Annotated in this window: 21 protein-coding genes; 17 read left to right on the top strand and 4 right to left on the bottom strand. The window is 41.4% G+C overall.

Features of this window, described 5'->3' with window-relative positions; genetic code table 11:
* Positions 1-104: 104 nt before the first annotated feature.
* The 12 genes from PL9214_RS09540 (at position 105) to PL9214_RS09485 (ending at position 14,990) form a co-directional block, all read left to right on the top strand.
* Positions 105-2,480, top strand: coding sequence for a TolC family protein (locus tag PL9214_RS09540; protein WP_139295005.1), 2,376 nt, complete (start codon positions 105-107; stop codon positions 2,478-2,480).
* Between the two features lie 102 nt (positions 2,481-2,582).
* Positions 2,583-2,891: a 2Fe-2S iron-sulfur cluster-binding protein gene (locus PL9214_RS09535; protein ID WP_072718500.1), complete on the top strand. Its 309-nt coding sequence runs from the start codon at positions 2,583-2,585 to the stop codon at positions 2,889-2,891.
* A gap of 76 nt (positions 2,892-2,967) precedes the next feature.
* Positions 2,968-3,420, top strand: coding sequence for an ATP-dependent zinc protease family protein (locus PL9214_RS09530; protein WP_072718499.1), 453 nt, complete (start codon positions 2,968-2,970; stop codon positions 3,418-3,420).
* 36 nt (positions 3,421-3,456) lie between these two features.
* Positions 3,457-4,428 (top strand): 30S ribosomal protein S6--L-glutamate ligase, encoded by a 972-nt coding sequence (gene rimK, locus PL9214_RS09525; RefSeq protein ID WP_083579938.1) that lies wholly within the window; start codon positions 3,457-3,459, stop codon positions 4,426-4,428.
* Positions 4,429-4,605: 177 nt separating this feature from the next.
* The gene (locus PL9214_RS09520) at positions 4,606-5,304 is read left to right on the top strand and encodes a Uma2 family endonuclease (protein WP_072718498.1); all 699 of its coding nucleotides are present in this window, start codon (positions 4,606-4,608) and stop codon (positions 5,302-5,304) included.
* A gap of 555 nt (positions 5,305-5,859) precedes the next feature.
* On the top strand, positions 5,860-7,497 hold the full coding sequence (locus PL9214_RS30050) for a hypothetical protein (RefSeq protein ID WP_083579937.1): 1,638 nt from the start codon (positions 5,860-5,862) through the stop codon (positions 7,495-7,497).
* Positions 7,498-8,418: 921 nt separating this feature from the next.
* A complete protein-coding gene (gene ltrA, locus PL9214_RS09510; protein WP_072718497.1) occupies positions 8,419-10,152 on the top strand; it encodes a group II intron reverse transcriptase/maturase in 1,734 nt (577 codons plus the stop codon).
* Positions 10,153-10,251: 99 nt separating this feature from the next.
* Complete coding sequence (locus PL9214_RS09505; RefSeq protein ID WP_072718496.1) at positions 10,252-10,581, top strand: DUF6825 family protein; 330 nt, start codon at positions 10,252-10,254, stop codon at positions 10,579-10,581.
* A gap of 101 nt (positions 10,582-10,682) precedes the next feature.
* Positions 10,683-12,395: an ABC1 kinase family protein gene (locus tag PL9214_RS09500; RefSeq protein ID WP_245824224.1), complete on the top strand. Its 1,713-nt coding sequence runs from the start codon at positions 10,683-10,685 to the stop codon at positions 12,393-12,395.
* A gap of 133 nt (positions 12,396-12,528) precedes the next feature.
* Positions 12,529-13,269 carry a PP2C family protein-serine/threonine phosphatase gene (locus tag PL9214_RS09495; RefSeq protein ID WP_072718495.1) on the top strand — a complete coding sequence of 247 codons (741 nt, stop codon included), beginning with the start codon at positions 12,529-12,531 and terminating at the stop codon, positions 13,267-13,269.
* A 13-nt stretch (positions 13,270-13,282) separates the two neighbouring features.
* Positions 13,283-14,431, top strand: a complete 1,149-nt coding sequence (locus PL9214_RS09490) for an anhydro-N-acetylmuramic acid kinase (RefSeq protein WP_222425225.1) — start codon at positions 13,283-13,285, stop codon at positions 14,429-14,431.
* Between the two features lie 106 nt (positions 14,432-14,537).
* Positions 14,538-14,990 carry a hypothetical protein gene (locus PL9214_RS09485; RefSeq protein ID WP_186440320.1) on the top strand — a complete coding sequence of 151 codons (453 nt, stop codon included), beginning with the start codon at positions 14,538-14,540 and terminating at the stop codon, positions 14,988-14,990.
* A 174-nt stretch (positions 14,991-15,164) separates the two neighbouring features.
* Here the strand turns inward: PL9214_RS09485 and PL9214_RS09480 are convergent, their stop codons facing one another.
* Positions 15,165-15,362: an NblA/ycf18 family protein gene (locus PL9214_RS09480; protein WP_072718492.1), complete on the bottom strand. Its 198-nt coding sequence runs from the start codon at positions 15,360-15,362 to the stop codon at positions 15,165-15,167.
* A gap of 685 nt (positions 15,363-16,047) precedes the next feature.
* Between PL9214_RS09480 and PL9214_RS09470 the strand changes: the two genes are divergently transcribed.
* Both PL9214_RS09470 and PL9214_RS09465 read left to right on the top strand, forming a co-directional pair.
* The gene (locus PL9214_RS09470) at positions 16,048-16,395 is read left to right on the top strand and encodes an NINE protein (protein WP_072718490.1); all 348 of its coding nucleotides are present in this window, start codon (positions 16,048-16,050) and stop codon (positions 16,393-16,395) included.
* A 24-nt stretch (positions 16,396-16,419) separates the two neighbouring features.
* Positions 16,420-17,121 (top strand): helix-hairpin-helix domain-containing protein, encoded by a 702-nt coding sequence (locus PL9214_RS09465; protein WP_072718489.1) that lies wholly within the window; start codon positions 16,420-16,422, stop codon positions 17,119-17,121.
* 25 nt (positions 17,122-17,146) lie between these two features.
* Here PL9214_RS09465 and lptC read toward each other — a convergent pair whose 3' ends face one another.
* From lptC to metG, 3 genes are all read right to left on the bottom strand, one after another.
* Entirely contained in the window at positions 17,147-18,274 is a 1,128-nt protein-coding gene (gene lptC, locus PL9214_RS09460) for an LPS export ABC transporter periplasmic protein LptC (RefSeq protein WP_072718488.1), read from the bottom strand.
* Between the two features lie 169 nt (positions 18,275-18,443).
* Positions 18,444-19,058 (bottom strand): LabA-like NYN domain-containing protein, encoded by a 615-nt coding sequence (locus PL9214_RS09455; RefSeq protein WP_072718487.1) that lies wholly within the window; start codon positions 19,056-19,058, stop codon positions 18,444-18,446.
* A gap of 107 nt (positions 19,059-19,165) precedes the next feature.
* Positions 19,166-20,773 carry a methionine--tRNA ligase gene (gene metG, locus PL9214_RS09450; RefSeq protein ID WP_072718486.1) on the bottom strand — a complete coding sequence of 536 codons (1,608 nt, stop codon included), beginning with the start codon at positions 20,771-20,773 and terminating at the stop codon, positions 19,166-19,168.
* Positions 20,774-21,154: 381 nt separating this feature from the next.
* Here metG and PL9214_RS09445 point away from each other — a divergent pair, with 381 nt between their 5' ends.
* From PL9214_RS09445 to PL9214_RS09435, 3 genes are all read left to right on the top strand, one after another.
* On the top strand, positions 21,155-21,820 hold the full coding sequence (locus PL9214_RS09445; RefSeq protein ID WP_222425216.1) for a lysophospholipid acyltransferase family protein: 666 nt from the start codon (positions 21,155-21,157) through the stop codon (positions 21,818-21,820).
* A gap of 99 nt (positions 21,821-21,919) precedes the next feature.
* Entirely contained in the window at positions 21,920-23,218 is a 1,299-nt protein-coding gene (locus tag PL9214_RS09440; RefSeq protein WP_072718484.1) for a TldD/PmbA family protein, read from the top strand.
* Positions 23,219-23,294: 76 nt separating this feature from the next.
* Entirely contained in the window at positions 23,295-23,993 is a 699-nt protein-coding gene (locus PL9214_RS09435) for a haloacid dehalogenase type II (protein ID WP_072718483.1), read from the top strand.
* The last annotated feature ends 269 nt before the right edge of the window (positions 23,994-24,262 follow it).

The following is a 24,262-nucleotide window of genomic DNA, read 5'->3' as shown; positions in this document are numbered from 1 at the left end:
TCGTGCCTAAAGGTTCTCATAAACCAGCTAGTCCCAAAAAACTTAGGAATATTGCTCGCTTGCTCTAAAATTGTTTCTGGACTTGTAGACAGAAAAGAAGCCTTATGTCCGTTCTTCGTAATTTGATGGCTGTGGGAGTGAGTGGAGCAATTACATTAATCAATGTGGGGCCAGGAACGGCTGTTCCTTCCCCCATTGAATCTCAAGATAATTCGTCCAACTCAAACACAACTCAATCCCAAGAGTTTAAACAAAATCCTCAAGACTCTTATCCTACGGCTCCTATAGAACCAGAAGCCAACCTTGAGTCCTTATCTCCAAAGGCGACTGATTCCCCGGAGAAGACTTCTGATGCTGTACCGTTAGATCTCAATTTAGACAAAAACCCTCAAAAGGGACAACAGATTTCTGTCTCTACATCTGAACTTCCCTATCAAAACCACCACCGAACAAGCGTTTCCCCATCTATGGAATCAAGGGTTGCTGATCAGGGGTCTTTACCTTTAGAAATCCTAACCTCAACATTTAAGCAAAATCCGACAAAATCTCAACCTGTAGCTGCTTCAAGCCATCGCTTGATCGAGAATTTCGCGACACCGAAATCCTCTGGGGGATCCGAATCACCCGCCCCAGTTTTTAAACAAAATCCTACAAAAACCCCTCAACAGCCTGTTTCACCCTCGACGGTATCGACTGTTGCTCATGCAACTTCAGAACAACCTTCTGTGACGCAACCGAGTACAACCTTGACGTCCAACACAACCGGATCAGGAGACAGTGTACAGACCCAAACCCCTAGTCAAACCCCTAATTTTAACTTACCCCATCCCTTAAGAAATAATTCCTTATCAGCAGAAAGTAACCTGCCGTTACAGGTGGAAACCGCATTACCCAATCCCTCTACCCAGGCTGCAACCCTGACTTCTCCTTTATTACCTTCAAGTGATAGAGAAAGACAATCTCAACCCACTCAACTGGCTCAAGTCAGTACCCCTGCCTTGACAGTTCCTGACCTTACCCCCCCGACAACACCCTTTCCGCCACCGACGCCCAACGGAACGTTACAAACCAATCCCCCGGCCATTCTGTTTCCGAGTCCCAATCCCTTGTATAGGCCTACCTTACCCGATCAAGTTAATATTGAGGAAACCGTTCCGGTGACGTTACAACAAGCGATTGATTTAGCAATTCGCAATAATGAAAATGTCAGCATTGCCCAACTACAAGTCGAACAAAACTTGGCAGCTTTGAGGGAAAATCAAGCCGATTTATATCCAAGTTTGATCTTTCGTTCCAGTTTTGGTCGGACTGTTTCTGCACTGCAAGACTTACAAGTTCGAGCTAGGAACCGCGCTATCCGAGTTCAGCGTTTTAATAATCCTGAACAGGCTGATCAATTGCCGTTTCAGACTTTTTATGGAACCTATTCCTTTGATAATTCCCTGCAATTGCAGTATGACTTAGGGATAAATGGATTGAGAGGTTCCAGAATTCGGGCTTCAGAAGAACAGTTACGCATTTTTGAGTTAAGGTTAGAAACGGCCATAGAAGAAGTTCGATTTGATGTGGCTCGTGCCTATTACAATCTACAAGAAGCCGATGCTGCTGTTGAAATTCAAGCGGCTGCGGTACGGAACTCCCAGAAGAGTTTAGAGGATGCAGAAGCCTTGGAACGGGCGGGTGTGGGAACCCGTTTTGAAGTGTTGCAAGCTCGTGTTACCCTGGCAAATGCCCAACAGGATCTGACCAATTCACGGCGAAATCAACTGCAAAGTCGGCGAGAATTAGCAGCGATTTTGAATATTGATGAAAATTCAAATTTATTAGCCGCTGATCCGATTGCTTTGGCGGGAGCTTGGGATTTAACCCTAGAAGATACCATTGTTCAAGCCTACAATAATCGGGCTGAATTAGAAGAACAGTTAGCGGAACGCGATCGCGCTCAACAGTTACGACGAGCCGCCTTAGCTGCTACCCGGCCTAATGTTACCCTAGCCGCGAGTTATAACGTTTTGGGATTTATTAATGATGATCCGAGTTATACCGCTAACCAAGGTTGGGCCGACGGTTATGAAGCTCAAGTTCAGTTTTCTTGGAATTTCTTTGATGGGGGTGCAGCCAAAGCTCAGGCTAGACAGAGGGAGTTAGATATTGGCATCGCTGACGAACGTTTTGATCAATTACTCAATCAAATTCGTTTAGATGTGGAACGAGCTTACTATGACCTACAAGCCAACTTTGATAATATTCAAACCGCTAGTTTAGGGGTGGAAGAAGCAACGGAAGCTTTACGTTTAGCTCGTTTACGCTTTCAAGCTGGGGTGGGAACTCAGTTAGAAGTGATTAACCAGGAAACGGACTTAACCCGCGCTCAAAACCGACTCCTCAACGCCATTATTGGCTATAACCGTGCTCTGTCCTCCTTACAACGAGCCGTCAGCAACCTTCCGGGTAATATTCTGTCAGATTATCCGCTTTAGTTATTCGTTAACGGTTAACGGATAACTGACAACCCATTTGTTAACATTCTGTAATAATTTAGAGAGAGGTTATGTTCATTAAGCTAGGACATTGCAATTGAAATGGCTAATATCAAATTCGTGAATGAAAATCAGGACGTGATCGCAGCCGATGGGGCTAACTTAAGACTTAAAGCCCTAGAAAACCGCATAGACTTATATACCTTCACTGGCAAAATGATGAACTGTGGGGGTTATGGTCAGTGTGGCACTTGTATTGTGGAAATTGTAGAAGGGATGGACAATGTTTCTCCGCGCACAGACGCAGAAGAACGCATTCTTAGGAAAAAACCGGATACCTATCGATTAGCTTGTCAAGCGATTGTTAATGGCCCCATTAGCGTGAAAACAAAACCGCAAAAGCGAAAGTAAATCATAGGGGGATAGGAAATCAGGGAATGGGAAAGTTAATCAGAAAAAAGGAGTGTTCAACAGTCAACAGCTAACGATGACTAAAACCAAATTACTAATAATTGGATGGCGGGAATGGGTGGCGTTGCCAGATTTGGGGATTGGAAAAATTAAAGCCAAAATTGATACAGGTGCACGTTCATCGAGTTTGCACGCTTTTGATATTCAGATTGTAGAGACCCCTGGCGAACCTTCTCCGGGTAAACGACGGGTTCGGTTTAAGGTACATCCCATCCAACGGGATACCATCAATACGGTGAGTGCTGAAGTGGACTTACTGGAATACCGTCCCGTCCGTAATTCGGGCGGACAGACGGAATTACGCCCTGTGATTTTAACGGATATTGAACTGATGGGAAAACGATGGTTAATGGAATTAACTTTAACAAATCGAGATGCTATGGGATTTCGGATGTTATTAGGAAGGCAAGCCCTTAAAGGACGGTTTTTAATTGCTTGTCATCAATCCTTTTTAAGTGATTCTCAATAACATAAAAAACGCAGCAGCCAAGACTAATTTTTTGTTATGAAAATTGCGATCTTATCCCAAGATAGTTCCCTGTATTCGACTAGAAGACTTAGACAAGCTGGGGAACAACGGGGTCATGAGATACAGATTATTGATTATTTAAGATGTCATATTTCGCTTAATTCTAAAAATCCTGCAATTATTTACGAAGGAAAACCTTTAGGAAAATTTGATGCAGTTATTCCTCGAATTGGGGCATCAAAAACCTTTTATGGAACCGTAATTGTCCGTCAATTTGAACTAATGGGAATGTTTACCTTAAATCAATCCCAAGGTATTACTCGTTCCCGTGATAAATTGAATGCGTTGCAAGCATTAGCCCAGGAAGGAGTTAAATTACCGAAAACCGGATTTGCAACGTCTTTAAAAGATATTGATAGTTTAATTAACCTGGTTGGAGGAGCACCTTTAATTATTAAATTGTTAGAAGGAACTCAAGGAATGGGAGTAATTTTAGCGGATACTTATCAATCTGCTAAATCAATTATTGAAGCGTTCCAAGGATTAAATATTGATATTTTAGTTCAGGAATTTATTCATGAGGCAGAGGGTTCTGATTTGCGCTGTTTTGTGATTGGAGATAAAGTGATTGCAGCCATGAAACGCTTGAGTAACCCTGGAGAATTTCGGGCTAATTTGCATCGAGGTGGGAAAGCAGAAAATGTTAAATTAACGACCGAAGAACGCAATATGGCTATTAAATCAGCAAAAGTGATGGGATTAAAAGTAGCAGGAGTCGATATGATTCGATCTGATAAAGGCCCTTTGGTTTTAGAAGTTAATTCATCCCCCGGACTTGAAGGCATTGAGATGATTACTGGAATTGATGTATCGGATAAAATTATTGAATTTCTGGAAAAAAATGTAATGATAGGAGGGAATCGGGAACACTTCGACAAGCTCAGTGCTTCCCAGGAAATCGGGAACAGAAAAAAAAAGAAGAACACACCCCCAGGGTTTGAGCATTAGTTATATAATATAATCATTTAAACTTGATATAAAATAGTCAAAAGTATTAACCCTATAGCAAGATTGCCCATTCGTAATTCGTAATTCGTAATTCGTAATTCGTAATTCGTAATTCGTAATTCGTAATTCGTAATTCGTAATTCCCTGTTACCTCTTTCAATAATGGAGATAAACCCAATGGCACTAACCGCTCAACAAATCGCAGATTTAATGCCAGATACCAGTCAACTAGAAAGTGATGAACCGGAGATGGAAAGTTCTTTACATTATTTACAATTAGCCTTGTTAGTCGCTGGTTTAGATTGGCTCTGGCGAGATCGAGAAGATTATTTTATTGGAGCTAATTTAACCATCTATTATAGTCAACAACAACTCAAAAATCGAGAATTCAGAGGGCTGGATTTTTTTGTAGCTAAAAATACGGTTAAACGTCCTCGTCGGTCTTGGGTCGTTTGGCAAGAAGATGGGAAATATCCTGATATTATTATCGAATTACTGTCAGATTCTACCGCTAAAGTTGATCGACAAGAAAAGAAAAACCTATATCAAAATCGGTTTAGAACCCCAGAATATTTCTGGTTTTCTCCAGAAGATTTAGAGTTAGCAGGATTTCGCTTAAGCGGTGAAGAATATCAACCGATTTTAATGAATGAATCAGGGTTATTATGGAGTCATGTATTAGGGTTATATTTGGGAATTTATAACAATCAATTGCGTTATTTTAGTCCAGAAGGTGAATTAATTCCCACTCCAGAAGAAGCTGCACTCCAAGCTCAAACCTTAGCGGAAACCGAACGTCAACGGGCTGAAACCGAACGTCAACGGGCCGAACGTTTAGCCGAACAACTCAGAGCATTAGGAATTAATCCCGACTAAGTGGGTTGGACTATGGTGATCTCAAAATCTCCAAAATTCTGATTAATTCCTGATTCTTTATTAATCTAATATGAAATCCTGAAATCGGTGCTACTTATGCTCCCTAAACCCCTAGAGACGTTGCATCGGTAGAGACGTTGCATCGGTAGAGACGCGCCATCGGTAGAGACGCGCCATCGGTAGAGACGCGCCATCGGTAGAGACGCGCCATCGGTAGAGACGCGCCATGGCGCGTCTCTACACAATACGGATGTGTAGCAAACATTTAAAGATGGAATATAAGTTGCTTGTTATTAGCTTAGGAGGGTTCAAAATCATAAGATTTGTAACTAGCAACTTGTGTTATTACTTTAATGTTATTATTAACTAATAACAGGTAATCCTATCTCCACATCTGATCTCTTTTACTGTTTTCTCCTGTTAATCATAGGGGACAACTTGCCCAATAAATTTGTCCTACGAGATCATCCTGTGGATGATATCAATTTGGTTTTTATTGTTTGCCTGTCGTACCCAAAATCAACCAGTGCTAACAATGAATGAAGGAGTAAGAAGATGTCTAGTTTTACAACGCTTCAATTGACTAATAATAACGCTGATGATGAGCGTCCTAGTCTTTCAGACAATCAGGTTGCTTGGCATCAGTGGGATGGGTCTGCCTATCAAATCTATTATCATGATGGTGCTAATAGTATTCCCTTGACTAATAGTTATTTTAGCAATGAAAATGCAGAAATTTCAGGTAATAATATCGTCTGGTACTCCGGGGGATTATCTGGAGTTTCAAGTATTTACTTATATAATGGCAGCACCACAATTGAATTGAGTGATAATTCGTATAACACAAATTATAACGGCAATCCTCAAATATCTGGTAATAATGTCGTCTGGCCAAGCGGCAATGAAATTTATCTTTACAATGGGGCTAATGTCATTCAACTGCCTAAGAATGACTCTGAGGAACTCAATATATATAAAGAAGTACGTGATCCCAGAATATCAGGTAATAATGTCATTTGGTCTGGTTGGGATGGGACTGATTATGAAATTTATCTTTACAATGGGGTTAATACCACTCAACTGACTAATAATGACTATGAAGAACTAGAACCCGAAATATCAGGAAATAATGTCGTTTGGTTTGGTTGGGATGGAAATGATTATGAAGTTTATCTTTACAATGGAATTAATACCACTCAATTAACCAATAATACTGAGGGTGATGATTCTCCCCAAATATCAGGAAATAATGTCGTTTGGAATGGTTGGGATGGGACTGATTATGAAATTTATCTTTATAATGGGATTAATACCGTTCAATTAACCAATAATACTGAGGCTGATGAGTATCCTAAAATATCAGGCAATAATATTGTTTGGGAGACTTTTGATGGAAATGATTATGAAATTTACGCTTACGATGGCAGTAGTATCCTCCAGTTAACGAATAATAATTCTGAGGATAAGAACTATGATATTTCTGGCAATAATATCATCTGGCAAGGTTCGGATGGTAACGATTGGGAAATTTATAAAGCGACCCTATCTTCAAATATTACCCCAACCCCAACTCCAACCCCAAATACAAACGATACAATTTATGGAACGGCTGGAAATGATCCGATTAGCGTCGGAATTGGGGATGATTTAGTCTTTGGAAATAGCGGTAATGATGGGATTAATGGGGAGCAAGGTAATGATACCTTATTTGGCAATCAAAATGATGATCAACTCAATGGAGGTGATGATCAAGATCTCCTCTATGGCGGTCAAGACAATGATAACCTCTCCGGGGGTTTGGGTCAGGATCAAATTTTTGGGAACAAAGGCAATGACAACCTAGAAGGCAATGAAGGGAATGATAATCTGTATGGAGGTCAAGACAATGATAACCTGTCCGGTGGTGCGGATAATGACCTGTTATCGGGAGATAATGGGGATGATACCTTGACCGGAGGTGTCGGTGCAGACCAGTTCTATATGGCCGCTAGTTCAGGTAATGATGTGATGACTGACTTTATCCCTGGAGAAGATTTGATCGTCTTAACCGGAGGATTAAGCTTTGAACAGTTAACCTTAGGTCAAGATAATACCAATACTTTAATTAAATTAGCTTCAACTCAACAAGTATTGGCTCAATTATTAGGAGTTAATTCGACTCAAATTAACGCTAACAATTTCTTACTGGGTTAACACCGAATCAGGGATCAGTTTGTTAATCATAACCTTTCCGGGGCTTTGGGTGAGGATCAACTCTTGGGGAACAAAGACAAGGACAACCTAGAGGGCCATCAGGGGAATCAGACTCCAAACCTCCACTACATACAAAGTTTCTACAGAAGTATTTCTGCCTGGATAGAAGCCGAAGATGAGAAAGGCGGGTTATAATTTGTTACGGAGTGCGAGACGTTCCTGCCAAAGTTTAGGTTTAAACACCGAAACGTAAGCAGGGAGATAGGTTCAGACAATTGGTAATTGATGCTAAATCAATAGTAAATCCAATTAAATCTATCTTAACTTTGAAAATGTGACCTTAAAGGAAGGTCAATCTCGGAGTCAATGGTGCGGCTTTCCGAATAATAAAGTACGGTAGCCTATTCCAAAGAGATTCGGCAATTCCCACAGTGTCAGACTGATTATCAAAACACTGAAGCTGGGAGTAACGGGAAAACGGATTTAAGTCAAAATCTAAGAATTTCTCTAGCCAATTGCCCAAGAATAACGAAAGTAAACATCCGGCTTGAACTGTCGTAAAAATTAAGTAGCGAAATTGACTTGATTACGCTGCGTTCAAAAGAACAAGGGGAAAAGGTAGGGGGCTCAACAAACCCTCTATAAAAGGTAAGGTTAATTCCGTATAACACTTACTTAGACTCCCAAAAGTACCCCGGCAGATAGGATGATTCTAAAGGCAATAAACCCATTTTCAAGGAACGTTAAAACCCCTCATATACTCCTACAGTGGTCGAATACTGTTAGGTAGCTACAAATCTAAAGCGTATGTTATGAGGGCCAGAGATGGAGTCAGAAGCTAAAGCCTAGATGTAATATTTAGGATACGCTGATAGATTCCGGTTTAGTTGTTAGGTAAGGTTTCAATTAGCAGTAAAAACGGTGAAAACGAGTATAACCAAGACTACGGAAGCATGGAATTCTATCAATTGGGCGAAAGTCCAACGGGTAGTATTTAAGCTGCAAAAGAGAATTTACCAAGCATCATTATCGGGACAAAATGCGAAAGCTCGAAAGCTCCAAAAACTTCTAGTTAAGTCATATTACGCCAAACTCTTAGCAATCAGAAGGGTTACTCAAGATAATCAGGGCAAGAAAACAGCCGGGGTTGATGGCATTAAATCCATCACACCCAAGCAACGACTAGAACTTGCTCAAAACCTGAGTAAATACCAAAAGGCGAAACCACTCCGAAGAAAATGGATACCCAAACCTAACGGAGAAAAACGTCCTTTAGGAATCCCAACTCTACAAGATAGAGTCAGGCAAGCCTTGGTTAAATTGGCATTAGAACCTCAATGGGAAGCCAGATTCGAGGGTGAAAGTTACGGGTTTAGACCCGGACGCTCTGCCCATGACGCGATGTCACGAATCTTCCAAAGCATCAGCAAAGGTGAATATTACATCCTAGATGCTGACATCTCAAAGTGTTTTGACCAGATTAATCATGATTACCTACTGTCCAAAATTGATTGTCCATCAACAATAAAAGCCCAAATCAGACAATGGTTGAAAGCTGGAGTGATGGATAACGGCATATTTGAAGCAACAGAGGCGGGCACTCCGCAAGGGGGGGTCATCAGTCCTTTACTTGCTAACATCGCACTGGATGGAATGATTGAGTTAATTAAACACAAATTCCCTAAAAAGAATAACCGCGTTCAAGCTCAAGTCATCAGATATGCCGATGATTTCGTGGTGATAAGTCCACAATTAGAAATCATACAACAGTGCCAAATTGCTATCGAAGAATGGTTAAAACCCATCGGGTTAGAACTGAAACCAACTAAAACCCGAATCTGTCACACACTGAGAGAAATCGAAGTAAAAGACGAAAAGGTACAACCAGGATTCGATTTTCTAGGTTGGAATTTCCGACAATATCCAGTTGGTAAACACCATTGTGGTACAACAGGAGGAAACACCAAACAATTAGGATTTAAAACCCTAATTAAACCTAGTAAAAAGGCAATTAAAGCTCACGCGGATAAAGTGAAAGAAGTGATTAAAACCCACAAAACTGCACCTCAATACGCATTAATCAAACGCCTAAATCCAGTCATAAGAGGATGGTGTAACTACCATTCCAAAGCTGTTTCCAAAGAAACATTTTCCTTTTTAGACCATAATACATGGCTGAGATTAAGAGCATGGACAGTTAGCCGATGTGGTAAAGCAGGTTACAAAAATCTGAAACATTATTTCAAAAAGAACGGTAATAGAACATGGAATTTTGAAACCCAAAAAGGTTACAGATTACTTACCCATGCAGAAACACCTATTACTCGTCATGTAACTGTAAGACCTGAAGCATCACCGTATGACGGAAACTGGATGTATTGGAGTACAAGAAAAGGAACATCTTATGATGTCCCAAAACGAGTAGCAATTTTGCTCAAAAAGCAAAAAGGCAAATGCAATTTCTGTGGACAATATTTTACCCCAGAAGATATTGCAGAGATCGACCATATCATCCCCACGTCACTAGGCGGTAAAGATGAATATAAAAATCTGCAATTATTACATCGCCATTGTCACGATACTAAAACGGCAACCGATGGGTCGTACAACCCAAAAGAAACCGGATGTTCTGATGATAACAGACAATTAGACTAGGAGCCGTGTGCGATGAAAGTCGCAAGCACGGTTCTGAATGGGAGTTGGGGGTTGTAAAGCCCCCCTCGACCCCTAATAGTTAGCAAAACTATAAGTTTTATGAGTAAACCCGCCGTGAATTCGTTTTTTGTCGGCCGCGCCTTAGCTGAAGGACTGTACGAACAACTGGGAAATGGTCTGGCAAACTTCCTGAGTGAACTGGGGAAATTTGACGCCGAGCAGAAAGAAAATCTGCGACAATTTACCCAACAGGTGATGGAACGCGCCTCCCAAGAAGCCGGAACTGTTGTCAGTGATAGTTCCTCCCCCTTTAACTCCCCATCCTCCAACGGTGAACCTGTAGATTTGCAAGCCACCATTGACGAACTACGGGCGGAAGTGGCGGAATTACGATCTGAACTCCAACGCTATCGCAATCGTACCGTGTAAACTCTGTTGTAGTAAAAACACGCACTTATTGGGTCAACTTCATTTTGGAAACGGTCGTGTCTGTTAATCACTCAATTCGGGGTTCCGATGCGGAACAACGGATTAATCCGCCTTCTGTAACTCCCCTCCGTCAGAATTATGGAGGAAAAGCTTATCGTTGGAACCGCAAAAATTATTCTCGTCAACGACGTTTTATTGATATTTGGACGTTTGTATTGACGTGGTTAACTTGGTTGTGGATCGATGCTAAAAAATGGAGTTACCGGGGCGGTTTTACCGAAGAGAAAAAAAATGCTCGTCGTCGAGCACAAGCGATATGGGTGAGGGAAACCTTTTTAGATTTAGGGCCAACATTTATTAAAGTTGGACAACTCTTTTCCACCCGTGCCGATTTATTTCCCATCGAATATGTAGAAGAACTCTCAAAACTCCAAGATAAAGTTCCCGCCTTCAGCTATGAACAAGCCGAAGAAATTATCCTAGAAGATCTGGGTAAAACCGTTCAAGATTTATTCCAAAATTTTGATCCGATTCCCTTAGCAGCAGCGAGTTTGGGTCAAGTTCATAAAGCCCAACTGCATTCCGGTGCAGACGTTGTTGTTAAAGTTCAGCGCCCCGGACTGAAAAAACTATTTGAAATTGATTTAGCGATTCTGCGAGGCATTGCTCGGTACTTCCAAAATCATCCCCGTTGGGGAAAAGGTCGAGATTGGGTCGGTATTTATGATGAATGTTGCCGGATTTTATGGTTAGAAATTGACTACCTGAATGAAGGTCGCAATGCCGATACGTTCCGCCGTAATTTCCGCGATTGTGATTGGGTAAAAGTACCCCGAGTTTCTTGGCAATATACCTCCCCTAGAGTTCTGACCTTAGAATATATTCCAGGGATTAAAATTAGCAATTATGAAGCCTTGGAAGCATCAGGACTTGATCGCAAAGAACTTGCCCAAATGGGAGCTAAAGCTTATTTACAACAACTCCTAAATCATGGCTTTTTCCATGCCGATCCCCACCCCGGAAATATTGCGGTCAGTCCCGGTGGCGAACTGATTTTTTATGATTTTGGCATGATGGGACAAATTACGTCCAATCTGCGAGAAAAACTCATGGAAACCCTATTTGGGATTACTCAAAAAGATGGGGATCGGGTGATGAAATCTTTGATTGCGGTCGGAGCACTCGCACCCACAGGGGATATGGGGCCGGTGCGTCGGTCGATTCAATATATGTTAGATCACTTTATGGATCAACCCTTTGAAAATCAATCTATTGCTTCCATTAGTGATGATCTTTATGAAATTGCTTATGACCAACCCTTTCGATTTCCCGCAACCTTTACCTTTGTAATGCGGGCTTTCTCGACCTTAGAAGGCGTCGGAAAAGGACTCGACCCGGAATTTAACTTTATGGAGGTGGCACAGCCGTTTGCCATGCAGCTTATGTCTAATGGAAATCTTCCCAATACCGCGAATAGTATTTTTAATGAACTCAGCCGCCAAGCGGTTCAAGTGAGTTCTTCTGCGTTAGGCTTACCCGGACGCATTGAAGATACCTTGGAAAAACTCGAACAAGGAGATATCCGAATGCGGGTTCGTCTTGCGGAAACCGACCGGGTATTAAGACGGGTGAGTAATGTCCAAATGGGGACAAATTACGCGGTACTGATCAGTGCCTTCACTCTATCAGCTACACTGTTATTGATTAGTGATAAGGTGGGATTAGCTCTCGTTGTATTATTCTTAGCTGTTGGTCTAGGAATTGCTTTCTTAAGGTTGTTGCGACGGATTGATCGTTTGGATCGGATGATGTAAATCAACGATTCCGTTTAGACTCCGAGATTTTGATTGATCCTAGCCCTCTTTAAACGCATCCTGATCAGCAGATATTGGAAAATTTTAGGATAAAACCCGCTTGGGAGTTTTAGATATCAACCAATATTTGTGTATGAAACGTTATTTCGCTGGGATGACGGATACAGGCAATGTTCGGAACGTCAACCAAGATGCTTACTATATTGATCCTGATGGCCGTTTTTTCATTGTTGCTGATGGCATGGGCGGACACGCCGGAGGTCAGGAGGCGAGTTTGATTGCCTCCCAAACCATTAAAGAATACATCCTTGAGCATTGGGAGAGTTCTGATCAATCCCCAATTCTCCTCAAAAATGCGTTTGTCGCCGCCAACAACGCTATTTTAAAGGATCAACAAAAACATCCTGAACGCTCCGACATGGGAACAACGGCGGTTGTCGCCTTATTCCGAGAAGATCAGGAGAACCCTTGGTTTGCCAATGTCGGAGATTCTCGTTTATATCGTTTGCGCGGACATCAGTTACAACAAATTACAGAAGATCAAACTTGGGTGGCTCAAGCGGTGAAACGTAATGCCTTAACTGCTGATGAGGCTCGTTCTCATCCTTGGCGTCATGTTCTGTCTCAATGTTTGGGACGCGAAGATCTTTCGGAAATTAGTATTGATCAGATGGATGTACAACCGGGAGATCGTTTGTTGTTGTGTAGTGATGGGTTGACGGAAGAACTTTCAGATACAATCATCACGGCTAACCTCAAATCCATTCGAGCTTGTGAAGCCGCAGCGAAGGCTTTAGTCAAAGAAGCAAAAGACCGGGAAGGGCGGGACAATATTACCGTTATTGTGGTCGCGGTTGGATCGGTAGAGAGTTAATCCCCGGTAATTGATAATGCGTGTAATGGGTTTGATCAGTGGAACCTCCGTTGATGGGATTGATGTCGCTCTAGTTGAGATTACGGGTTGCCAACGGGATCTGACGGTGGAATTCGTGACAGGAGCAACTTATCCCTATCCTTCGGAGTTGCGATCGCAAATTTTGCAGGTGTGCAGTGGAACCCCCCTCTCCCTGGCAGAATTAGCTCAATTGGATGATGCGATCGCCCGAACCTTTGCTCAGGCTGTCATGACCTTACAACAGTCTTCTCAACCAGCCGATCTCATTGGTTCCCACGGACAAACGGTGTTTCATCGTCCTCCCCAAAGCACCCAACTCGGTTACAGTCTGCAACTGGGACGGGGGGAACTCATTGCCCATTTAACAGGGATCACAACGGTGAGTAACTTTAGGGTGGGGGATATTGCCGCCGGAGGTCATGGAGCACCTCTGGTTCCCATTCTGGATGCTTATCTGCTGCGTCATCCCCAATATCATCGCTGTATTCAAAATATCGGGGGAATTGGCAATGTTACTTATTTACCGAAACTGAACTCTACCCCGATCTTAGGTTGGGATACCGGGCCGGGAAATACGTTACTGGATTTAGCGGTACAATATTTTTCCCAAGGCACTCAAAGTTATGACAAAGATGGAGCCTGGGCAGCGACGGGAACGCCTTGTCTGCCTTTGGTAGAACAATGGTTACAGCAAGATTTTTTTCAACAACCGCCCCCAAAATCGACGGGACGAGAATTATTTGGTTGGGACTATTGGCAACGCTGTTTAACGGAACTAGAACCCTATAAGTTAAGTGCAGCCGATGTTTTAGCGACATTAACTGAATTAACCGCTGCTTCAATTTATCACAGTTATTGTCAATTTTTGCCCCAGTTACCCGATGAAATTTTATTGTGTGGGGGGGGAAGCCATAACCGCTATTTGAAATATCGGTTACAGACTTTGTTTAATCCGATTCCTGTTTTTTCCACTTCTGAACTAGGCTTAAATGCTGATTTTAAAGAAGCGATCACGTTTGCCGTTTTAGCCTATTGGCGCTGGTTAGGAATCCCTGGAAATTTACCTTCAGTAACAGGGGCAGTTTCTGAGGTGTTACTGGGAGAAATTCATACTGTCTTTACTCCCAACGTGATACCATGAAAGTAAAGAACTTCAATAGATAACATATAATCTCGCAAACTAGAAGTTCTGTGTTTTCTATCGGTTAAAAATTTTCAGTCTAGCTGCGAAGAATAAGGGTGGGACTGTGGCTCACACATTTTTAATGGAATCTGGTCAATGGTTATTAGAAGGAAATTGGCTTGATCGCAATGAAATGCCGATAGCCGTTCGCGGAAAAACAGTTGTTGCTTGGCCTCAAAGCGACTGGTTCAGTATGGTGACAAAATTAGTATTTCCCAGCCAAGATCGAGAAGATATTGTTTTACAGTATCGGGGAAGATTAGACAGTAACGAAAGAGAATATACGTTTGTTTTACAGCACAGTCAATTGGGCAAAATTGAAGGGGAAGGTTTAGTTGGCCCTGAATCGATTGTGCAACGTTATCGAGTGTTAGGAGATGACCGCCAACGTCGCAATGGGTTTGAAACCCTCAGACAAGTTGATCTCAACCATTATTATTATTCTAGTGGAATCATGGCAGGACATACTCTGAATTTAATTAGTGTTATGGAAGCAACTTTAGAACGGAAATCATAAATCATCGTTTAGGATTAGTTTCCCATTTCAACCTCATTCACGGGTGAGTTAACCTAACTTGAGTCAAGAGCTTGACCTTGAAGAAGCAGGTTGACGCCCCATTACCCCTAACTTGTTCCCACGCCTTGAAAAAAAGTGAGAGATAGAGGTCGCCGACTGCGACACCTTCTGGTTTTATTCTTGTACAAAATTAGGCTCCAGACCCCAATGGTGTTTGAGAAAATGCTGATACATATTTTCCCGCACCATCATGTGTTCATAGAGATTGATTAAAAATTCCTGCGCCTGTTCTCGGCTCATTTGACCGACTTGCAGCTTAAAGGAAGTCAGGCTAAATTGTTGCTCAAGAGATAGTTCTGCGGGTTGATTCATGGTTGACTCCTATCAGTTCTCTAGTATTATTAATAACTGTAACAACTGTTTGACAAATTGTCCATTCTCCTCTAGGGAGATGCCTACTATGAAGATAGCAAATCTTTTGAGAGATGGTGTAGCACAGGATACGAGTTTTTACAAAAAAAGGTATAGCAGGGAATAGGGAACAGGAAACAGAGAACAGGGAATAGGCTGGAAAAGAGTTTTCTGTGCGCGGTTTTAGCATCAGTCTATGTCCTAATACCCCAGACAGGACTGGTCTATATATTGTTAGACTGAGGAAAAATTGCAGGCTCAATCATCAGGAATCGTTCAAGTTTGATGTGTTAAACTTATATAGAGTATTGACGAATCTTATTAAGGTTTGAGTTCTGACTCATGAGGATGGAAAATTTAACATGACTCCTGCTAAGACCGATCAACCCAGACCCTTCTGGAGTCGATTTCGTTTTCTTCCCTACACTGTGCTAGGTATTCTAATTTTTTATTGCAATTCTACTTGGGATGTTAACTTTTTTGTTAAGGGCTATTTGACAATCCTTGAACTACAAACTGCTATCATTTTGTTATATTTTCTCATGGGTCGGCTTTCCAAAAGCCAGAACCTGAATAAAGATCTTTAGTTGCGACTCATTTTAATCTCATTAACAATTTTAACCCTTGACCTTCAGGAGATCACTCAATGAAAAATAAAATCGTAGCCGCGTTACTGGCTTTCTTTTTAGGGATATTTGGAGTTCATAAGTTTTATTTAGGGGAAAATTTAGGCGGAATTCTTTATTTATTGTTTTCTTGGACTTTTATTCCCGGATTTCTAGCCTTTTTTGATTTTCTAGGTTTATTGTTAATGTCGGATCAAGCGTTCAATGCTAAATTTAATCCAGGTATTCCTTACTCAGTTTTAGATGGAAGTCGTTCTGCACAGGATATTACTGTAGCACTCTCTCAACTGAAAAAACTGTATGATCAAGATGCCATTACCGCCGAAGAATATGAAGAAAAACGCCGGAAATTATTAAATGAACTGTAAATAGCAACAGGAGTGACATTAAACGTGTCCAATCTATCTCGATGGTTTCAGAAAGTTCCGCAGTGGTTATACTGGTCTTTATTTCCTGTATTAGGTGGGTTAGCCATTGTCTATGCGGGAAATAAAACCAAAACTCAATCTTGGATTTATACAGGGTTAGGGTTTGTCGCTGCGGCTTTTATTTTATCAAATACGTCCTTTGCTGGCATAGTTTGGATCGGTCAAATTATAACAGCGATCGCTCTGAGAAAAGAATTTTTAGCTAAAACTTTTCATAATCCTTTATCGAGTTCAAACGAATCTCATCTCATCCAATTAATTGCTAAACATCGAGATAAAATTGATATTAATAATTGCTCCAAACATGATTTAGTACATGGATTAGATTTACCGATTGTTTATGCCAATCAAATAGAAGAAATGAAACGGGAAGGTTACAATTTTACGAGTTTAGAAGAACTTTCAGAATTAATTGGCATTCCTCAATCAACGCTACAACGAATCGCACCGTTAATTTTATTCAGTTTTGATATTAATAAAGAAATCCATCATTCCTGGCGACGGTTAAATGTGTTGTCAATTGATGAATTAGTTGAATTAGGACTAAACATCAATGCTGCTAAAATCATTGTTTTAGAACGTCAACAGCGTGGGGGTTATAAGTCTTTTCTAGATTTTAAAAAACGGACAAAATTACCGTTACATATCTATCGCCATATTTTATAAACAAATGACAATGAGAACTATTTAGCTATTCCGGTACAATTTCCGTAACGACAGGGGTTCCTGTATTCCCGCCACTGACAACAACGGTATCATTCTCAAATTTACCAACGGCTTTTTCCCCCATTAAATTAAACGGGGGATCAATTTGACGATAGACCACATTTCCTTCGGCGGAAAAAGACTGTTGAGGAACATACCAAGTCAGTAAATTAGAATTGAGTTGTGCTTGACGTTTTGCGCCAATACCAACAACATTTCCGGTTAAATAAAAGATATTATCTTTTAAATCTCCCCAACCTTGATTAGCGGTCACAGTAACTTGTTGTTCTCGTTCAATAATGGTAATAAATTGAGGGGAACTAATGGTACGTTTCTGATAATTCCATTGTAATTCATTACTGGAAATTTGTAACGGAGGTTGAGATAAAGCAATTTGGGCATTTTTTCTGAGGGTAGCAATTTGGGTTTTTAAATTCATTTCGGCGGTTTCTGCAACCCCTCGGTCTGTAATGGTTTGATTTTGATATCGTTCAATTTGGGTTTTTAAATTACTGGTTAATAGTTGTTGTTCCCATAACCAAACAATATGATCACTTTGTAACTTGACAACAGGATTTTTAGAACTAACCGTGGCTTTATCCCAAAATTCTACCCGTTTTTGACGATAAAAAACCTGAACTTCTTTAGCAATGGCTTGAAGTTGAGCATGATCTCCTGTAACGCCATTCCGCACCGCAATAATATTTTGTTGGACAATCCATTCTAACTCTTTTCCCTTCAAAACTAAGCCTGTATTGGGATCAGTTGCTACAATATTATTGCGTAGAAAAATTCGTTTGCTATTCTGTTCAAATTCTCCTTGATCTGCCTTAATTTTATATAGAAGTTTCCCTTGATCATATAGTTCTCCAACCGGATTTTTCACGGTTGCCATTTTCTGGTCTTTACTATAACTAACTTGTTTGGCTTTAATGTTCCAGAGTAATTTTCCTTGTTCATCAGCTTGTTCTAACGTAACATCATCTAAGGTTAATGTCCGTTCAAATTCTTTAGAAGTCTTCGATTTAGCGTCCGTTGAAGTTGGTTCGACGTTTTTTGGGGCGCAGGCAGAAATTCCGACTAAAATTATCACCCAAAGGAGTAACAACCGCATCTAATTTTATAACAGGGAACAGGGAACAGGGAACAGGGAATAGATAGAAAGTGAACCAATCTATGTCCTAACAATTGCTGCGAGTGTTATAACAATTTAGGAGTTCAAAAGTTTAGAAATTGAGGAGTAAAAACTAGGAACTAGGTAAGTTTTTACTCCTGTGATTCTTCTAAGAATCTTCTATAATTTGCCCATCTATTAAACTAATTCCTGATAGGGGACGGTAGGTGTAGTTGGGACTGCGGGGTGTTTTTTGGATATCTTCTTTGATCATTTCTAAATCAATATAGCGATCCGCGACATTAATTAAACTGTCACTGGTCATTGATCGCAAACTCACGACTTCCACCCGCACCCCACGATAACTTACGGAGTCCACCGCATACGCTAAATCTCCATCTCCACTCACCAAAACGGCGGTATCATAAGAACCCACTAAAGCCATCATATCAACGGCTATTTCTACATCTAAATTAGCTTTTTTGGAGCCATCAGGAAGTTGAACTAAATCTTTAGCAATGACACGATAACCATTGCGTCGCATCCATAATAAAAAGCCTTGTTGCTTCTCATTGGTGCGATCTACTCCTGTATAGAAAAAGGAGCGTAACAACCGAGAACCAGCCGTTAAACGACATAATAATTTGGTGTAATCTATTTCGATTCCCAATTGTAAAGCGGCATAAAATAGATTAGAACCATCGATAAAAATGGCAACTCGGCCCCTGTTTTCAAGAACTTGTTCAGGAGTAAAAAGTTCTCCATGATTGATATTATTCAACATTCTTATACCTCTTTTTTTATGAAAAAAATGATCGGAGTATGGGTAAAGTAAACCAATTGAAAAGGATGTTTTATGTTAAACTAGACTATCACTTAAACGGTTTTGAATTAGGATGATGCTCCCTCTGCATCTTCCAAGCGTCTAAAGACAGGTTGCGCTTCCTGCAAGGGTTGATTAGCAGGTAACGCGCCCCAAACAGCATGGATGTCAAAGGACAGTGCTGTCGCTAGTATAGTCTGATCATTGAAATCGAGGGTGTATCCCAATTGTTGATAAATCCGAGTGCTAATATTGGGAATGATGGGGGACAAAAGATAAGCTGCCAGTCGAACGGATTCTAAAACGGAGTACAAGACTTGGGAAACCGCTTCCTGTTTTCCTTGCTTGTACAAACTCCAAGGAGCTTTGTCATCAATGTATTTATTTCCGGCTTGAACTAAGGTGAAAATAGCCGTACAAACTTCGCTAAACGCCAGAGCATCATAGGCTTGAGTGACAGTATCTGCCAAGGTCAGACCGAGGGATTTCAGGGCATCATCCTTGGGGATATCCTCACCGTTAACATCAGGAACACAACCGTTAAAGTATTTAAACGCCATTTTCAGCGTGCGGTTGAGTAAGTTTCCTAAGTCATTGGCTAAGTTAGCATTAACGGTATGAATAAACCGAGTTTGACTATAATCACCATCCTGTCCAAATTCTATCTCTTTCAAGAAATAAAAGCGAATCGCATCAGCACCATATTGATTGACTAAAGCAACGGGATCAAGGGTATTTCCCAAGCTTTTGCCCATCTTCTTCCCATCTTTGGTCAAAAAACCGTGTCCAAAGATACGACCGGGAAGAGATAAGCCAGCCGACATCAACATAGCGGGCCAGTAAATGGCATGAAATCTTAAAATATCTTTACCAATTAGGTGTAAATTAATCGGCCACCGTTTCGATAAAGCATTTTCTAAGGTGGGTTCATCCTCTGGGTCAAGCAACGCCGTTATATAGCCTAACAACGCATCAAACCAAACATAAATGGTATGGCTTGGATCACAGGGAACGGGAAATCCCCAGTCAATATTAACGCGAGAAATCGAAAAATCTTGTAATCCTTGCTTAACAAAATTGATGACTTCGTTGCGCCGACTTTCTGGCTGAATAAAGTCAGGATGCTCTTGATATAAAGTTTCTAGCTGTTTTTGGTATTGAGACAGCCGAAAAAAATAGTTCTGCTCATCTCGCCATTCTAGGGCTTTATTGGTATGGATGGGGCAGTATTTTTTCTGTTCTAATTCTCGTTCTTCTTTGTATTCTTCACAGGCGACACAATACCAGCCTTGTTGTTGGCTGAGATAGATATCTCCTTGATTCCAAACCCGTTGAAAAAACTCATTGACGATGGCTTCATGGCGAGGTGCTGTCGTGCGACTAAAGCGATCATACTGAATATTCAAGTGTTGCCACAAGGAAGCAAAACCATCGGCAATTTGATCGCAGTGAGCTTGGGGAGAACGCCCTAACTCCTCGGCGGTACGTTGAATTTTTTGACCATGTTCATCGGTTCCAGTAATTAATAGGACAGATTTTCCTTGAAGTCGCTGGAACCGAGCAATGGCATCGGCAGCCATTGTGGTGTAAGCACTACCAATGTGAGGAACATCATTGACATAATAGAGAGGTGTTGTCAGGGTAAAGGTATTGAAATGGGTCTGTGTCAATTTCATATTAAACAAATGGAGGCTACCGATATTGTTCTTGTTAGACCCGCCTCAGTAGGGCGTTTAATTGGGTTGGAGGATTTCTCCTTCACGGATTTCTCCGGTGATGTTAAGAGCACTTTTTATTGATGTCCACGCTCACTCTACAGGTGTAGAAATTCGCGCTTTTTAGGGTGTTTCTGTCTAGTACCTGAACAAAAATTTCACAGTACATGACACCGAAACTTATAGATTATAATATTTTCTTTAAAGTTTCTCAAAATTCTCAAACAAGTCTTAAGTTTTTAGCGTCAATGTAACCCGATTCAAGCAGTGTGTTGGTGATTCATGTTCTTTGATCAAACGGGATTGAGTTGTCGGTGGCTGGTGAGCGTATTGGGAATACAGATGTTCATTTCCTATGAAGATCGAATTCCTGAAACAGGCCCTGCGATTGTGGTAAGTAACCATCGCAGCGTTATTGATCCGATTGTCTTAACCGCAGGTGTCGGCCGTACCCTTCGTTTTGCATCCCATCATTATATGGGTCAAGTACCGCTTTTGCGTGAACTTGTCACGACATTTGGAGCCTTCCCCTTTGATGAACCTGAACATCGACCTCAACAGTTTTTCAAACAAGCAACCCAACTGTTAAACCAACGACAAATGGTGGGGATCTTTCCCGAAGGAGCAACCCCAATGTTACAACAAACCCAACCAAATGTTGTTGGAACCTTTCAACGGGGATTTGCTCATTTAGCGTTACGTTCAGGGGTCTCAGACCTAGCGGTTTTACCTGTGGCGATCGCAACATTAGAAGAACAAACCTTACCGTCAGCAATTCCTTTGCGGTTACTGCGTGTATTTGATCCAACTGAACCCTTATTTGATCAACCGGGTTGGCATCCGATGATTCTCTATCGAAGAATCCAAATCTTAATTGGCCGTCCCTATTGGATTACCCCGCGAGTACAACGTCAATATCAAGGGAAACAAGCCCGAAAAGCCGTAGAAGAGTTGACCCAGTATTGTCACCGGGAAATTACCGATTTACTCCGTCAAGGTAGCGTTTAGAATGTCCTCCACCGCCGTAAGTCGTCTCCATAGAAATAGGGAATAGGAATCACCGATCACGGTAGGATGGACGATGACGCTATGCCATGACTACCATCCATGACCTACGACCAATCCGCCGAACAGCTATTAGAGTTAGCTGCCGCATCGGGCGCTGAGGCTGCGGAAGTGTTCCAATCTCAATCCCTATCCAAGCCGATATTTTTTGAAGCCAATCGACTGAAACAACTCGAAAGTAGCCAATCGGAAGGGACAACCTTGCGACTTTGGCGAGATGGCCGTCCGGGTTTAGCGGTTGCTTATGGCCCAGTGGAACCGAAAAAATTAGTTGAACGGGCGATTTCCTTGAGTACCCTCAATGAACCCGAAACCATTGAACTGACCGAATCAACGACTCCATCCCACTATCCTGATATTGGGGAAGTTGTACCCGTTGAACAATTGGTTAGTTGGGGGAAACAGGCGATTGAATTAATTCGCTCTTCCTATCCCGATGTCTTATGTATGGCGGAATGGGATTGTGAAGTGGAATCGATTCGCTTGATTAACTCACGGGGACTGGAATGTCGCCATACCGACACCACCCTCAGTGGTTATGTGGAAACGGAATGGGTTCGGGGGGATGATTTTTTAGCGGTTTCTGATGGCCAGACCCAACGGGATTTTCTGGAACCCACCCTCCTGGCTGAACGAATTTTAATGCGGTTAAATTGGGCTAAAAATAATGTCCCTTCTCCTATGTCCCGGATTCCGGTGTTATTCACCGCTAAAGCCGCCGATATGCTTTGGGGAACCATTTCCGCCGCCTTGAATGGCAAACAGGTCTTGGAAGGGGCTTCTCCTTGGAGCGATCGCTTAACAACCCCGGTGATGTCTCCCCTCTTAACCTTATCTCAGGAACCCGACACAGGCCCCTATAGTTGTCCCTTTGATGACGAAGGAATTCCCACCCGTCCCATTACCTTTATTGAAAAGGGGGTTTTACAACTGTTTTATACCGACTTAACCACAGGTCGCACCTTGGGAAGCGGTACAACCGGAAACGGATTTCGTACCCATTTAGGCAGTTATCCGACACCAGGGTTATTTAATTTGTTAGTAAAACCCGGAAAAAGGTCTTTAAATGAATTAATCCAAAGTTTAGATCGGGGGTTAATCGTCGATCAAATGTTAGGAGGAAGTGCGGGAATGAGTGGGGATTTTTCCATTAATGTTGATTTAGGATATCGGATTGAAAAGGGTGAAATTGTCGGACGGGTGAAAAATACAATGGTGGCGGGGAATGTTTATACAGCCCTCAAACAAGTTGTAGAATTAGGGGGTGATGCCTCTTGGAATGGGTCTTGTTATACTCCTTCGATTATTGTTGAAGGGTTATCAGTCATTGGTAAAGGTTAATCCGCTAGATTTTAACAATTCTCCAGAATTGAGAAGGCGATATCAGGTTCCCCCTTAAAATTTCCCTAAAATTATCATGATTCAATTTAATCAATTTACAGCCTTGAGCTTTGACTGTTACGGGACTTTAATTGATTGGGAAAGCGGGATTACTCCCGTTTTACAACAATTAGTCAAGGCTCATGGGATTAAAATGAGTAATCAAGAGTTACTGGAATTATTTGCCATCTTAGAACCAGAAGCTCAAAGCGGAGACTATAAAACCTATCGAGAAATTCTCCGAGAAGTGGTACAAAAGTTCGGAGAACGTTTAGGGTTTTCTCCGACTCCCCCGGAATTAGAGAGTTTAGCGAATTCAATTCAAGATTGGCAACCTTTTTCGGATACGGTAGAAGCTCTTAAAGCCTTAAAACAAAAGTATAAATTGGTTATTATTTCTAATATTGATGATGATTTATTTGCCCAAACTAATAAACATCTGCAAATAGAATTTGATCACATTATTACCGCCCAACAAGCTCAATCCTATAAACCGTCTCCTCATAATTTTGAATTTGCTTTAAATAAAACAGGGCTTTCTTCTCATCAATTACTGCACATTGCCCAGAGTATTTTTCATGATATTGCTACAGCCAAAAGTTTAGGCTTAACAACGGTTTGGGTCAATCGTCGTCAAGGAAAACCTGGAGGAGGTGCAACCAAACCCGCCACTGCTCAACCGGATTTAGAAGTGCCGGATTTAAAAAGTTTAGTTAACTTGATTTTTGAAAATTAGAAAGTTTAGATATTTCACAATAAATAATTACAACTTCTACACAGATTGCTATAGATTATAACAATAGCGATCGCGTGTTTCCGCACCAAAAGAGCGCATCGTTATGAATGGGAACTAATCAACAGTTAGAAAGTTTTAATGAGTTTAGGATTCATCAGCAAGTAATTCTTCTAGGATGTCTTCGGTTGTCTATTTTATTTATCTGTTACTCTCCCCAGTATAACTTTAGGAATAACGGGATGCTTTTTTCCGTAAATTTACTGATGACA

It is taken from the genome of Planktothrix tepida PCC 9214 (genome assembly GCF_900009145.1).
Taxonomy (GTDB): domain Bacteria; phylum Cyanobacteriota; class Cyanobacteriia; order Cyanobacteriales; family Microcoleaceae; genus Planktothrix; species Planktothrix tepida.
This window is presented reverse-complemented; position numbering and strand designations above follow the sequence as displayed.